Origin of the sequence: Nitriliruptor sp. (assembly GCF_040882075.1) — a bacterium.
GTDB lineage: Bacteria > Actinomycetota > Nitriliruptoria > Nitriliruptorales > Nitriliruptoraceae > Nitriliruptor.
The window spans coordinates 1-13,444 of record NZ_JBBEBZ010000179.1 but is presented as its reverse complement, the minus strand read 5'-3'; the positions used below and the strand labels follow the sequence as shown (position 1 = coordinate 13,444).

Sequence of the window (13,444 nt, the reverse complement as noted above, 5' to 3'; positions counted from 1 at the left end):
CCGGGGAGCACGACAGCAACGACGCCATCGTGTCCGTCCACGCCGGTGAGGGCGGCGTCGACGCCATGGACTGGACCCAGATGCTGCTGCGGATGTACACGCGGTGGGCGGAGAACCACGGGTACGCCATCGATCTCTACGACACCTCCTACGGCGAGGAGGCGGGCCTCAAGTCCGCGACGTTCGAGATCAAGGGCCCGGACGCGTACGGCTACCTCAACACCGAACACGGCGTCCACCGCTTGGTGCGGATCAGCCCGTTCGATTCCCAGGCGCGCCGCCAGACCTCCTTCGCCCTGGTCGACGTCGTGCCGATCCTCCCCGAGCTCGATGAGGAGATCGACGTGCCGGAGGACGAGCTGCGCGTCGACGTGTTCCGCTCGTCGGGCCCCGGAGGCCAGAGCGTCAACACCACCGACTCCGCCGTCCGGCTGACCCACCTCCCGACGGGCGTGGTCGTCAGCTGCCAGAACGAGAAGTCCCAGCACCAGAACAAGGCAGCGGCGCTCCGGGTCCTGAAGGCCAAGCTCGCGGAGTTCGAGCGTCAGAAGCGCGCCGAGGAGCTCGACGACATCCGCGGCGGCAAGCAGAACGTCGGGTTCGGCTCCCAGATCCGCTCCTACGTCCTGCACCCTTACCAGATGGTCAAGGACCTGCGGTCGGAGTTCGAGACGGGGAACGTGTCGGCGGTGCTCGACGGGGACATCGACGCCCTCCTCGAGTCCGTGCTGCGTATGCGGGTCCGGCTCGCTGCCGAGGGCGAGGAGTAGCTCATCCGCGGCTGCCCGCCTGCCGCTCCGGCCGGTCGGTGCTGTTCGGTGCGTCCGACCACGGTCGCTACTCTCGACGGTCGTCCCGGCCGTGCCCACCACCTCCGGCCGTTCTCCCCACGCTTCCACCGTCTGTCGTGCCTCCGGTGCGAGAGATGCCGACGTCAGGGTCACCGGGTGATCACGCTCCAGAACGTCACCAAGACCTACAAGCGCGGCGAGGAGGGCGAGGTCGTCGCCCTGCACGACCTGACCCTCGAGGTCGCCAAGGGCGAGTTCGTGTTCGTCGTGGGCCCGTCCGGGTCCGGCAAGTCGACGTTCATGAAGCTGCTGACGCGCGAGCAGCTGCCCGACAGCGGTGAGCTGTGGGTCGCCGGCAAGAACCTCGCCACGCTGCGCTCGTGGAAGGTCCCGTTGCTCCGACGCGAGATCGGGTACGTGTTCCAGGACTTCAAGCTCCTGCCGAACAAGACCGTCTACGAGAACGTCGCGTTCGCGCTCGAGGTCATCGGCAGGGCCCGGCGCGAGATCGACCAGCGGGTGCCCGAGGTGCTCGAGCTGGTCGGTCTCGAGGGCAAGGCGCAGGCGCAGCCCCACGAGCTCTCGGGTGGTCAGCAGCAGCGCGTCTCGGTCGCACGGGCGTTCGTGAACAACCCCCGGATCCTGCTCTGCGACGAGCCCACGGGGAACCTCGACCCCCAGACCTCGGTCGGCATCATGAAGCTGCTCGACCGGATCAACCGCACGGGCGCGACCGTGGTCATGGCCACCCACGACCAGCACATCGTCGATTCCATGCGCCGCCGCGTGATCGAGCTCGAGAACGGCGTCGTCGTCCGCGACCAGTCTCGCGGCGTCTACGGCTACGCCGGCTGACAGGAGCCCTCCGTGTCCGCACGCTGGCGTTACATCCTCGGTGAGGCCTTGGTCGGGCTGCGCCGCAACCTGCTGATGACCTTCGCGGTCATCCTGTCGGTGACGGTGTCGCTGACCCTGCTCGGGGCGTCGCTGCTGCTGTCGGAGCAGGTCAACCTCGCCACCGACGACTGGATCGACAAGGTCGAGGTGTCGATCTTCCTGTGCAACGAACGCTCCTGCGGGGTCGACATCACCCCCGACCAGCAGGAACAGCTGCTGAGCGAGCTCGAGAGCCAGCCGATCGTCGAGCAGGTCTTCTTCGAGTCGCAGCAGGCCGCCTACGCGCGCTTCCAGGAGATGTTCAAGGACGACCCGGACGTGGCCGGCGTCGTCGAGCCGGACTCGTTGCCGGCCTCGTTCCGGGTCAAGCTCGTCGACCCCAACGACTTCGACGTGATCGCCCAGCAGTTCGAGGCCTACCCCGGGGTCGAGGAGGTCGTGGACCAGCAGGAGCTGCTCAACGACCTGTTGCGGTTCATCGAGGTCGTGCGCCGGGCGGCGCTCATCGTGGCCGCCATCCAGCTCGTGGCGGCCGGCGTCCTGATCGCCAACACCATCCGCGTCGCCGCGTTCGCCCGCCGCGAGCAGACCTCCATCATGAAGCTGGTCGGGGCGTCCAACTGGTACGTGCGCCTGCCCTTCCTGTTCGAGGGGATGTTCGCCGGCGCGCTCGGCGCCCTGCTCGCCTGGGGGCTGCTGATGGCGTCGGTCCCTCGGGTGGCCGAGAACCTGCGCGACCAGATCCAACTCGTGCCCTTCATCGGTACCGAGGAGGTGCTCGCCGTCGGCCCGCTGATGCTCGGGGCGGGGGTCGGCATCGCCGCGGTCGCCTCGCTGATCGCGCTGCGCCGCTTCCTGGACGTGTGACCTCCTGCACGCCCGGCTCCGGGCGGGCAGCGCTCGCGCGCTGGAGCGCGCTGGGGGTCTGGTCGATGGGTAGAGGGTGCACTCGCGTGGCTGGTGTTGCGGGTGTCCACCCTTGTGGATGACCGTCCGGACGGTGTACCGTCCGCACGTTCGGGCCCGCCCCGTCCGCGTTCGCGTCTCTTCCACCGGCTCCCGTCCCCGAGAGGTCCTGGCCGTGCAGCGTCGTTGGTCCCGGTCGATCGTCGCGGTCGCCGCGCTCGGTCTGCTGAGCTCCACCGCGTGGGCCCAGACCACCGACGAGTTGCACGACCAGCTCGAGACCCGCGCGGAGCAGCGCAGCGACGCCCAGCAGCGGCTGGCCGAGACCCGGGTCGCCCAGGGCGACGCCCGTGAGCGGCTGGCCGAGGCGGACCGGCAGCTCGACGCGGCCCTCGTCGCGCTCGAACGGGTCGAGCAGGCGCTGACCGCTGCCACCGAGGCTCGTGATGCGGCGCTCGCCCAGGCGGAGCGGCTCCGCGCCGAGCTCGCCCTGCTCGAAGAGGACCTCGCCGAGACCGAGGCGGAGCTCGCCACCGCCAAGGACCGCTTCGACGCGCGCGTCGCTGGCGCGTTCAAGCGCGGCGCGAGCGCGACCGAGACCGCGATCGTCGGTCAGCTGCTGTCCGCGACGGACATCTCCGAGGCGCTCTCGACCGCGCCGTTCCTGACCGCGGTCATGGACGCGGACCGCCAGCTCGTCGCCGAGGTACAGGAGCTGGTCAACGAGGTCCAGATCCAGCGGGGCCAGGCGGCGCAGCTCCGCGTCGACGGTGAGCGCGAGGCTCGCGAGGCCGTGGCCCAGGCGGGCGAGGTCGAGGCGCGGGCTGCGGAGGCTCGTGCGCTGTCGCGGTCCGTGGCCGCGAAGCGCGCCGAACGCGAGGCCGCGCTCGAGGCGCTCCGCGACGATCGCCAGGCCATCGAGGGGCACCTCGCCGGGCTCGATGCCGAGTCGTCACGCATCGGCGATCAGCTCGCGGCGATCGCCCGCGAGCAGGCGGCCCAGGCCGAACGCCAGGCCCAGGAAGCCGCCGCAGCCGAGGTTCGGCGCGCGGCCGAGGAGCAGGCCGCTCGTGACCGCCAGGCAGCCGCGGACCGCGGTGCGACGAGCGGTGGGAGCTCGGGCGGTGCTGGCACGGAGGACGGCGGGTCGGGCAGCGACGACGCGGGTGGGGGCAGCGCTGCGCCCGCCCCGAACACGCCTCCGACCGCGGGCGGCGGGTGGACGCGCCCCGTCGGCGGCTCCCTGACCTCGCCCTACGGCCCACGCTGGGGTCGCAACCACAACGGTGTCGACCTCGCGGGTTCGGTCGGCACGACCGTGGTCTCCTCGCAGCCGGGCACGGTGGTCAGCGTCACCTCCTCGTGTCACCCGACCTCGTCGTTCGGGTGCGGTGGTGGCTTCGGCAACCACGTCGTGGTCAGCCACGCGGCCGGGATGGCGACGATCTACGCCCACCTGTCGACGGTGTCAGTCGGCGCCGGCCAGTGGCTCAACGCCGGCGAGGGCCTCGGTGGCGTCGGCAACTCGGGCAACAGCTACGGCTCACACCTCCACTTCGAGGTCCGCGAGGGCGGCGCACCCCGCGACCCGTGCGGCTACATCGCCTGCTGAGCGGTCCCACGCGGTCGGTAGGCTCGGGCGCTATGGCTGCCAAGAGCACGCAGAAGTCCGGGGGCGAGGGCATCAAGCTCGCCGCCCAGAACCGTCGTGCGTCGTTCGACTACTTCCTCGACGACCGGTTCGAGGCCGGGCTGGTGCTCCAGGGGACCGAGGTCAAGACCCTGCGCGGGGGCAAGGGGTCGCTCGCCGAGGCCTGGGTGAAGGTCGACGGCAGCGGCGAGGCCTGGCTCATGCAGGCCCACATCCCCGAGTACGAGTTCGGCAACCGCAACAACCACGACCCGGTGCGTCCCCGCAAGCTCCTGCTGCACCGCACCGAGATCGACAAGCTCCGCCGCCAGGTCGGTGCCCAGGGCGTGACGCTGGTCCCCACGCGGATCTACTTCAAGCACGGCCGCGCCAAGCTCGAGTTCGCGGTCGGTCGCGGCAAGAACGTCGCCGACAAGCGGCAGACGGCTGCCAAACGTGACGCGAAGCGCGACATCGAGCGGGCGCTCAAGGAGCGTGGACGCCGCTGAAGGCGGCCGACGCTGAACGCGGCCGACACTGATGCGTTAGCATCACGTGTATGCGCACCACGCTGAGCCTCGATGACGACGTGCTGCTCGCGGTCAAGGAGCGGGCAGCACGTGAGCACCGCACCGTCGGGGCGGTGCTGTCCGACCTCGCCCGGCAGGCGCTGACCGGCCAACAGCGGCTCGACGGTGCGCCGGCCGGCGTGGAGCGCCACGGCTTCCGTCCGCTTCCACATCGAGGGGCGGCGGTGTCCAACGCGCTCATCGATCGGCTCCGCGAGGACGAGCCGGAGTGACACCGTCCCTGCTCGACGTCAACGTCCTGCTCGCCCTGCTCGATCAGGATCACGTCGATCACGATCTGGCCACGACGTGGCTCGACACCGCGATCGTCGATGGCTGGGCGTCGTGCGCGATCACGCAGAACGGCCTCGTTCGGATCCTCAGCCAGCCGAGGTACCCGAGCCCCGTGTCGCCGGCCGAGGCGATCGATCTCCTCGCTCGAGCGACCGCGGGTCCACACCACACGTTCTGGATGTGCGACGTCAGCGTGCTCGATGCTGGGGCCGTCGACCGGTCGCGGCTGCACGGCTCTCGTCAGGTGACCGACGCCTATCTCCTCGCGCTCGCGGTCGCCCGGGGTGGCCGTTTCGTGACCTTCGACAGGTCGCTCCCGTTGGCGGTGGTCCCACGTGCGACCGCTGACGACCTGGTGGTGCTGTCGTCGTGACTCGTCGGGGGCTCCGTGAAGGTGCGGCCGATGGCCGACCCGGCCCGTAGGGTCTGGGTATGGATCTGGTGATCGCTCGCAACCCCGATGAGGGATCGCGGCTGCCGTACTTGCTGTGGGTCCCGCTCGGCGACGGACTGGTCTTCCGGACCGCGGGTACCTGGCCGCGGACCAAGGCGCTGTACTGCTACCCCGTCTCCGCCGACGAGTGGCCGAGTACGCCGGAGCTCGTCGAGCGGCTGCCGGTCCGCTCGTGTGCCAGGCGCGGTGCGGCCATCGACCTCGTCGTGGATCGGGCCCGCGAGAACCGCTCCCAGCTGGTCTTCACGACCGCGCGGGGCCGCGAGGCGGTGTTCTGGCAGGCACCCCGGACCAGGAAGCAGGCACGACCGAACGTGCGCACGCCGACGGCTCGCGCGGCGGGCCTGACCGACCTCCAGATCGTGGTCGATACGCGTGAGCGGTACCCGTACCGCTTCTCCACACAGCAGGTGGGCACGGTCCGGCGGGCGTTGCCGGCCGGTGATTACGCGGTCGAGGTGGATGGTCGACCCGTCGCGGCGGTGGAGCGCAAGTCGATAGCCGACCTCGTCTCGAGCCTGCTGGATGGCACCCTGCGGTACGCCCTCGCCGAGCTCGCGGCTCTTCCCCGCTCGGCGGTGGTGGTCGAGGATCGCTACTCGGCGGTGTTCAAGCTCGAGTGGGCCCAGCCGGCCGGTGTCGCCGATGGACTCGCCGAGCTGCAGGTCCGGTGGCCGACGATCCCGATCGTCTTCTGCGAGACCCGCAAGCTCGCCGAGGAGTGGAGCTACCGCTACCTCGCCGCGGCGTCGGTCTGGGCGGCCGACGAGGCGGCGGCGGTGGCTCGTATGGGCGTTGCGGCCGAGGCCGGGGTGACGCCGGCCGGGTACGCGCCAGGACCCCCGGTCCCGCCGGGCGCCCCGGAGCTGCGTGCCTGGGCCCGGCGCGCCGGCTACGAGGTCGCCGACCGCGGCCGGATCCCTCGCGAGGTCCGGGAGGCCTGGGTGGCCGAACAGGTCGGCGCGGTCCGGTCTGAACGTGGCAGGTCAGGCTGAGCCTGGACGTCGGTTCGCCAGCGGACGGTCAGCTCGACGTGGGAGGATGGCCGCCGAAAGGTCACTCCCGCCTGGCATGCTCTTGACACGGTGCCGTACGATGCTCGGCCCGGCACAGCCGGAACCTTGACAACCGCACAGCGTCGTTGCCACCTCCACCAGGGGGCTGACACGGTCTCGACCGTGGTCATGCCGTCGTCGTGGGAGCGTGCCGAGGGTGCCTGACGCGACCTCGTTAATCCCACGTCAGGAACATTATCTGCCACTAACACTGCGCAGCGAGGTGCTTCAGACCTCGTCCTCGCGGCCTAAACACCCGCGACGATCCCCCTCCGATGCTCGGTAAGGGGAGCGGATCGACATCAACCGAGCTCCACCCGCTGACTTGGACCGTCGAGCGCAGCGGGGACACCTGAGACGGTGTGGACCGCGGAAGCTGCCTGGTCGGGGAGCACCGCGTCCGAGATGATCCCCGACCTACGCACGTAGAGCCCACAGCTTCGGGACCGCGGGACCCGGGTTCGACTCCCGGCAGCTCCACCCCGCACCAACCGACCAGACCACCCAAGCTCGTGTGGTGGAAGCACCTCCGGATCGGCCGACAAGGGCCGTCCCGGAGGGGCAGGCGACCACCCGCCGCTCCACAAGGGAGCGCGGGCCAGGGTCCTGCCCACGCCTCCATCCCACGGATCCAGGGGCGCAACGACGCCTTGTGGAGACGCGGACCCCGCCCCTCATGGGGGCGGGGTCTCGTCACGTCTCGGGTGCCTCCCGCGCGACCGGCCCGCGTCGCAGCGCTCACCTACAGTCGCCCGTGATGTGGCGCGGGGCAGCGCCGGAGAGGGATGCAGGTGGCGGCGTACACGCACGGGGAAGCGGTCGGGCTCATCTGGGCCATCGCGGACCTGCTGCGCGGCACCTACAAGGCGCACGACTACGGCGACGTGATCCTCCCGCTGGTCGTGCTCCGCCGACTCGACCAGGCGCTGGTCGACACCAAGACGGCGGTCCTCGAACGTGATGCCACGCTCGCGGAGCAGGGGATCGAGAACCGGGAGCCGGTGCTGCGGTCGGTCTCCGGACGGTCGTTCTACAACACCTCGCCGCTCACCTTCGACCGCCTCCTCGACGACGAGGACAACGTCCCGGCCAACCTGCGCGCCTACGTCGAGGCGTTCTCGCCGAACGCTCGCGAGGTGATCGAGAAGTTCGGGTTCGACAGCCAGATCGACAAGCTCCACGGCGCGAACCTGCTGTACCCGATCCTGGCCCGGTTCGTGGACGTGGACCTGCACCCGACCGCGTGTCGAACATGGACATGGGCTACCTGTTCGAGGAGCTCATCCGCCGGTTCGCGGAGCAGTCCAACGAGACCGCTGGTGAGCACTCCACCCCGCGCGAGGTCATCGCTCTCTGCGTCGAGCTGCTCGCCGCCGCCGACTGGGACCGTCTCGCCCAGCCCGGCGCGATCGTCACCATGCTCGACTGCTGCGCGGGGACCGGGGGGATGGCGAGCGTGTTCGAGGAGCACCTGCGGGCGCGCAACGGCCAGGCGCGGCTGATCCCGCACCTGCAGGAGATCAACGACGAGTCGTACGCGATCTGCAAGGCCGACCTGCTCATCAAGGGCCAGGATGCCGACAACGTCGCGTTCGGCAACAGCCTCACCGAGGACGCGTTCCCCAAGCTCGCGGCCGATTACTGCTTGACCAACCCTCCGTTCGGTGTCGATTGGAAGGGCTACGCCGCTCCGATCGAGCGTGAACACGCCGAGCTCGGCGAAGACGGTCGGTTCGGTCCCGGGCTACCGGCCAAGGGCGACGGACAGCTGCTGTTCCTGCTGCACCTGCTGTCCAAGCTCAAGCCCTACGACCATGCCACCGGCGCGGGTGGCGGGCGGCTCGCGATCATCATGAACGGCTCGCCGCTGTTCTCCGGGGCGCCGGGTGGTGGGGAGTCGGAGATCCGCCGGTACCTGATCGAGAACGACCTGCTCGAGACCGTCGTCGCGCTGCCGGACCAGCTGTTCTACAACACCGGCATCTCGACCTACATCTGGGTCATCACCAACCGCAAGGCCCCCGAGCGAGCCGGGCACGTCCAGCTCATCGACGCTCGCGAGCAATCCCGCAAGATGCGCAAGAGCCTCGGCGCCAAGCGCAACGAGCTCGCCGACGAGCACATCGAGCGCATCGTCGAGCTGTACCACGCCCTCGATCTCGACGGGGAACAGGCCAAGCTCGTCCCGAACCACCGGTTCGGGTTCCGTCGTGTCACGATCGAGCGACCGATCCGCGCCAGGTACGAGGGCGGACCAGCCGCCGTCGAGCGTCTGGGCGTCACAGTCGACTGGAGTGCCAGCCAGGTTCGGAAGTCGGACGCCGACCGGGCGGAGGCGATCCTCGCCGGCATCGAACGGGCCGTCGCCGAACTTCCCGCCGAGGGGTTGACCGCCGCCGCCGCGGTCGCGCGGATCGGGAAGGTCGTCGGCTACACGTCGTTGCTCAAGAAGGCGAAGGACGCCATCACCGCCGCGGTCACCGTCCCCGATCCCGAGGCAGAACCGCTGCGTGATGCCAAGGGCCGGCCGCAGCCCGACCCGGACCTGCGCGGCCAGGAGACCGTCCCACTCCCGGACACCTACCACCCGGATGACGACACCATCGACGTCCTCACCGACGGCGTCGATGACCACCTCAAGTCGGAGGTTCTGCCACACGCCTCCGACGCCTGGGTCGACCACACCAAGACCAAGCTCGGCTACGAGATCCCCGTCACACGGATCTTCTACCGCTACCAGCCCCCGCGTCCGTTGGCCGAGATCGACGCCGACATCAAGCAGGTCGAACAGGAGATCCTCAAGCTCCTCGAGAAGGTGACCGAGTGAGTGGGGCCTCGGAGGTCAGGACCCCCCTGCAGTACGTCGCCCGAGTGCGCTACGGCATGGGACAGCCTCCATCACTCGCCGAAGAGGGGGGACTGCCCATCATCCGCGCCACGAATATCGAGCGTGGTCGCATCACCACCGAGCATCTTCAGCGGGCGCATCCGGCCGATCTACCGCTGGATCGAGCGCCGCTTCTTCAGGCCGGGGAGATCCTGGTCGTGCGCAGTGGCGCCTATACCGGCGATTCTGCTCTGATCACCGAGGCGTGGGCGGGATCCGCGCCCGGTTACGACCTTCGGGTTACGCCGCTGCGAGGTACAGAGCCACGGTTCCTGGCGTGGTGTCTCCTCAGCCGCTACTGCCTCGATCAGCTTGACCTCTCAAAGATGCGAGCGGCACAACCGCACTTGAACGCAGACGAGTTGGCATCAGTTCGGGTCCCGCTGCCGCCATCGTCTCGGCAGCGCGGGATCGCGGACTACCTCGACGGGGAAACGGCCCGGATCGACGCGCTTCTCGATCGAAGCGCGCAGCTCGGTCGACTCGTTCGAGAGCGGCATGAGCGGTTCGTGGTGTCGGCCGTCTGCGAAGGTGTAGGTCACGATGCCAGGCTGGCCGCGGCCGGTGTCGACTGGCTCGACAGGGTCAACACCGAGTTCGTGATCGGTCCGTATGCGATGTTCGCGCGCACCGGTTCGGGGCATACCCCGAGCAGGTCGGTACCCGAGTACTGGGTCGACTGCGATGTTCCCTGGGTCACGACGGGCGACGTCAAGCGAGTGCGGTCCGGCTACATCGAGTACGTCGAGGAGACGGCGGAGAGGATCAGCCAGCTCGGGATGGCGAACTCCGCGGCTCGGCTGCACCCTGCCGGGACGGTCTTCCTGTCGCGCACGGCTTCCGTGGGGTTCGCCGGGATCATGGCAGTCCCGATGGCGACGAGCCAGGACTTCTTCACCTGGACGCCAGATGCCCGACTGCGGTCGGAGTACCTGCTGTGGTCGCTCAGGGCGATGCGGTACGCCGGGCACTTCGATCGGCTGATGTACGGGTCGACACACAAGACCGTCTACGTGCCCGACCTGATGGTGCTTCGAGGACCTGTTCCGCCGCTCGATGAGCAAGACCAGATCGTCGCTGCGATCCGGGAGCAGCGAGACGAGACCATCGCGCTGCTCGACACGTTGGAGCGAGCGAACCGGCTGCTCGCCGAGCGGCGCCAGGCGTTGATCACGGCGGCGGTCATCGGCGAACTGGAGGTCTGAGGTGGCGATCCCCGACTTCCAGACGCTGTGCGCCCCATCCTGGTGCTCCACACGGACGGCGGTCAGCTCGATCGCGCGACAATGCCGCGGGAGCTGTCCGAGCGCTTCGAGCTGACCGCCGACGAGCTGACCGAGATGCTGCCGAGCGGCAACCAACGCCGGTTCGACAACCGGGTCGGCTGGTCGATCACCCACCTCGCACAGGCCGAGCTGCTGGAGCGGCCCCGGCGTGGGTGACCGTGTTGACCGCTCGTGGCCGGCAGGTGCTGGCCGACCATCAGGACCGCGTCGACACCACCGTCCTCGACGGCTTCGCCGAGTACCGCGACTTCCGGGCGCGCCGGAGCGACGGCACCGCGGCTTGCGACGACGGAACCGGTCCCGCGGAACCGTCCGGCCGAGTCGACGCCGAAGGAGATCATCGAGGACGAGTTCACCCGGCTGCGCGATGCGCTCGCGACCGAGCTGCTCGATCGGCTCACGACCGTGGCTCCCGAGGACTTCGAACAGATCGTCGTCGACGTGCTGGTCGCCATGGGTTACGGCGGCGATCGGCGGGACGCCGGGGAACGCGTCGGTCGGTCCGGCGACGGGGGCATCGACGGAGTGATCCGTGAGGACGCGCTCGGCCTCGACGTCATCTACGTGCAGGCCAAGCGGTACGCGCTCGACCGCACCGTGAACCGCCCGGACGTGCAGACCTTTGTCGGCGCCCTGCACGGTGCGCACGCGAACAAGGGAGTGTTCCTCACCACGGCGCGGTTCAGCCGAGGAGCCGAGGAGCCGAGGAGTACGCGGCCGCGGTGAGCTCGCGGGTCATCCTCGTCGACGGGTGGCAGCTGTCCCACCTGTTGATCCGCCACGACGTCGGCGTGTCGACGGCCCAGCGCTACGACCTCAAGCGCATCGACGAGGACTACCTCCTCAGCGATTGACCTCCTACTCCCGGGGTAGGGATGCGACGTCGCTCCAGGGATGTGGATAACCGCGTGGCCGCCCGTTGCACGGTCGTACGGTTCGTTCCGGATGCGGTTCGATCCCGTTCCTTGCGGACCTATCTAGCCCGTCTTGACGTTGTCTATGTAGGGGGGATGGCTACCATGGCGACGTCGATGCGGTACCGCGAGGTGCGGGCGGCGTTGCTGGCGCAGGGCTGCGTTCCTCGGCAAGGGAAGGGCGACCACGAGAAGTGGTACTGCCCGTGTGGTCAACACCTCGCGGTGGTCACGCAGGCCCGGATCGTGTCGCCGGGCGTCGTCGCCGACACGATCAAGAAGTTGGCGTGCATACCGGAGGGATGGCTCTGATGACGGTGTACGACGTTGTCGCGAAACGGTGGGAGCACGGCTGGGAGTTGCGCATCGATGGTGTCGGCGTCACCCAGTCGCGAACGCTGGCGAGGGCCGAGCGAACGGTCCGTGACTACCTCGAGACACTGCTCGGCGTCTCAACCGACGGTGCGACGGTGGTCGTCCGACCGGATCTGGGCGCTCTCGGTGAGCGCGTCCGTCAGGTCCGTGAACGGACCCGTGCCGCCCAGGACGCACAACGACGAGCGGCCGTGGAGGCTCGCGAGGTGGCGCAGGCCCTGCGTGATGAAGGCCTGTCCGTTACCGACACCGCCGCAGTGCTCGGTGTGTCACGCGGGCGGGTCTCGCAGTTGGTGTCCTGACCGCGTCGTCGCAGGACCCACGGCGGAGGTCCCTGTCACCCCCTCCCTACCGTCGGTGGCATCTTCGCTGCGGCGTAATGCGGTTTCCACCACCGGTTCGTCCACGACCACGGCCGACCCTTGGCTTTGGAACAGCCGCGAGCGGTTGCCCGAGCAGCTCGCGGAGCTGCATGCTCGTTTCGAGCGCATCCACCCGTTCCTCGACGGCAACGGCCGCACGGGACGGTTGGCGCTGAACCTCGTGCTGGTCCGACTCGGTTGGACCGGCGCGCCTGGTGCCTCTGGCCGCGTTGCTCGACGATCGGGTGACCCAGGCGGCGCTCCGCAGCGCGGCCAAGCGGGGACGTCTGCAAGCGGTTCGGGGCGCCGATGGGCAGTGGCGCAGTTCGCGCAACTGGGTCGACGAGTACCTGGCCACCCGCTACGAGCGGCGGGCCTGACCGCACGGGTGCGGTTCGCTCGCTGAGGACCCAGCGAAACGGACCGAGCACTTTCCACGAGGATGGTGCCTACGCTGACCGGCCCGACGGCGAGGGGCGGGGAACGATGTCGGTGCACGACGAGGGCCAGTTCCAGCGCGGCGTCGCGGCCGAGATGGTCGCGTCGGCCGGCTGGCAGCAGCGCACCGCCTCGGAGGTCGACCGTCAGACGCGGCTGCTCGTCGACGACCTCGTCGGCTACCTCGCGGAGACCCAGCCGGCAGCGGTGGAGAAGTTCGCAGCGGTCGCTGGGGCGGGTTGGCAGCAGCAGCTGGCTGCCATCGTCGCCAAGGACCTCGACAAGGAGCCGGGGCGGGCGCTCGGGCTGTTGCGGGGTGGCAAGAAGGTCCGCGGCGGGGTGCGGTTCTCGTTCTGCCAGTTCAAGCCGGCCAACGACCTCAACGAACGTCTCGTCGCCGCCTACGAGGCCAACCGACTGACGGTCGTGCTGGAGGCGCCGGTCCGCAAGCCCGATGGCACGTGGGGCGAGGTCGACCTGGCGCTGTTCGTCAACGGGATCCCGGTCGCCGACGCGGAGCTGAAGAACTCGCTGACCGGGCAGACCGTCAAGCAGGCGGTCCGCCAGTACCGCCACGAGCGTCACC

At 69.5% G+C, this 13,444-nt stretch carries 17 protein-coding genes, 1 other RNA gene and 2 pseudogenes; all 20 read left to right on the top strand.

Features of this window, described 5'->3' with window-relative positions:
* A partial coding sequence (gene prfB, locus WEB03_RS12225) for a peptide chain release factor 2 (RefSeq protein ID WP_368071227.1) occupies window positions 1-770 on the top strand: 770 nt, incomplete at its 5' end.
* Between the two features lie 177 nt (window positions 771-947).
* Window positions 948-1,646 (top strand): cell division ATP-binding protein FtsE, encoded by a 699-nt coding sequence (ftsE, locus tag WEB03_RS12220; protein WP_368071226.1) that lies wholly within the window; start codon window positions 948-950, stop codon window positions 1,644-1,646.
* 12 nt (window positions 1,647-1,658) lie between these two features.
* Complete coding sequence (gene ftsX, locus WEB03_RS12215) at window positions 1,659-2,555, top strand: permease-like cell division protein FtsX (RefSeq protein ID WP_368071225.1); 897 nt, start codon at window positions 1,659-1,661, stop codon at window positions 2,553-2,555.
* 214 nt (window positions 2,556-2,769) lie between these two features.
* Complete coding sequence (locus WEB03_RS12210) at window positions 2,770-4,206, top strand: murein hydrolase activator EnvC (protein WP_368071224.1); 1,437 nt, start codon at window positions 2,770-2,772, stop codon at window positions 4,204-4,206.
* 32 nt (window positions 4,207-4,238) lie between these two features.
* Entirely contained in the window at window positions 4,239-4,733 is a 495-nt protein-coding gene (gene smpB / locus WEB03_RS12205) for an SsrA-binding protein SmpB (RefSeq protein ID WP_368071223.1), read from the top strand.
* Window positions 4,734-4,783: 50 nt separating this feature from the next.
* Complete coding sequence (locus tag WEB03_RS12200) at window positions 4,784-5,026, top strand: antitoxin (RefSeq protein WP_368071222.1); 243 nt, start codon at window positions 4,784-4,786, stop codon at window positions 5,024-5,026.
* Window positions 5,023-5,460, top strand: coding sequence for a TA system VapC family ribonuclease toxin (locus WEB03_RS12195; RefSeq protein WP_368071221.1), 438 nt, complete (start codon window positions 5,023-5,025; stop codon window positions 5,458-5,460). The genes WEB03_RS12200 and WEB03_RS12195 overlap by 4 nt, the downstream gene beginning before the upstream one ends.
* Window positions 5,461-5,519: 59 nt before the next feature.
* A complete protein-coding gene (locus WEB03_RS12190; protein WP_368071220.1) occupies window positions 5,520-6,536 on the top strand; it encodes an ERCC4 domain-containing protein in 1,017 nt (338 codons plus the stop codon).
* 162 nt (window positions 6,537-6,698) lie between these two features.
* Window positions 6,699-7,079: a transfer-messenger RNA gene (gene ssrA / locus WEB03_RS12185) on the top strand.
* 302 nt (window positions 7,080-7,381) lie between these two features.
* Window positions 7,382-7,753 (top strand): annotated as a pseudogene (locus WEB03_RS12180) (type I restriction-modification system subunit M N-terminal domain-containing protein); the annotation flags it as partial.
* Between the two features lie 95 nt (window positions 7,754-7,848).
* On the top strand, window positions 7,849-9,423 hold the full coding sequence (locus tag WEB03_RS12175) for a class I SAM-dependent DNA methyltransferase (RefSeq protein ID WP_368071219.1): 1,575 nt from the start codon (window positions 7,849-7,851) through the stop codon (window positions 9,421-9,423).
* Between the two features lie 44 nt (window positions 9,424-9,467).
* Entirely contained in the window at window positions 9,468-10,688 is a 1,221-nt protein-coding gene (locus WEB03_RS12170; RefSeq protein ID WP_368071218.1) for a restriction endonuclease subunit S, read from the top strand.
* Between the two features lie 27 nt (window positions 10,689-10,715).
* Window positions 10,716-10,925 carry a winged helix-turn-helix domain-containing protein gene (locus WEB03_RS12165; RefSeq protein WP_368071217.1) on the top strand — a complete coding sequence of 70 codons (210 nt, stop codon included), beginning with the start codon at window positions 10,716-10,718 and terminating at the stop codon, window positions 10,923-10,925.
* Between the two features lie 249 nt (window positions 10,926-11,174).
* A complete protein-coding gene (locus tag WEB03_RS12160; RefSeq protein WP_368071216.1) occupies window positions 11,175-11,495 on the top strand; it encodes a restriction endonuclease in 321 nt (106 codons plus the stop codon).
* The gene (locus tag WEB03_RS12155) at window positions 11,492-11,623 is read left to right on the top strand and encodes a hypothetical protein (RefSeq protein WP_368071215.1); all 132 of its coding nucleotides are present in this window, start codon (window positions 11,492-11,494) and stop codon (window positions 11,621-11,623) included. Before WEB03_RS12160 ends, WEB03_RS12155 begins: the two co-directional genes overlap by 4 nt.
* A gap of 165 nt (window positions 11,624-11,788) precedes the next feature.
* Entirely contained in the window at window positions 11,789-11,995 is a 207-nt protein-coding gene (locus tag WEB03_RS12150; protein ID WP_368071214.1) for a type II toxin-antitoxin system HicA family toxin, read from the top strand.
* Window positions 11,995-12,360 (top strand): antitoxin HicB, encoded by a 366-nt coding sequence (locus tag WEB03_RS12145; protein ID WP_368071213.1) that lies wholly within the window; start codon window positions 11,995-11,997, stop codon window positions 12,358-12,360. Before WEB03_RS12150 ends, WEB03_RS12145 begins: the two co-directional genes overlap by 1 nt.
* A pseudogene (locus tag WEB03_RS12140) lies at window positions 12,284-12,553 on the top strand (hypothetical protein); the annotation flags it as partial. The gene WEB03_RS12145 and the pseudogene WEB03_RS12140, both read left to right, overlap by 77 nt.
* Before the next feature lie 82 nt (window positions 12,554-12,635).
* Window positions 12,636-12,800 carry a hypothetical protein gene (locus WEB03_RS12135; protein WP_368071228.1) on the top strand — a complete coding sequence of 55 codons (165 nt, stop codon included), beginning with the start codon at window positions 12,636-12,638 and terminating at the stop codon, window positions 12,798-12,800.
* 112 nt (window positions 12,801-12,912) lie between these two features.
* Window positions 12,913-13,444, top strand: a 532-nt coding sequence (locus WEB03_RS12130) for a type I restriction endonuclease (RefSeq protein WP_368071212.1), incomplete at its 3' end; no start/stop codon positions are given.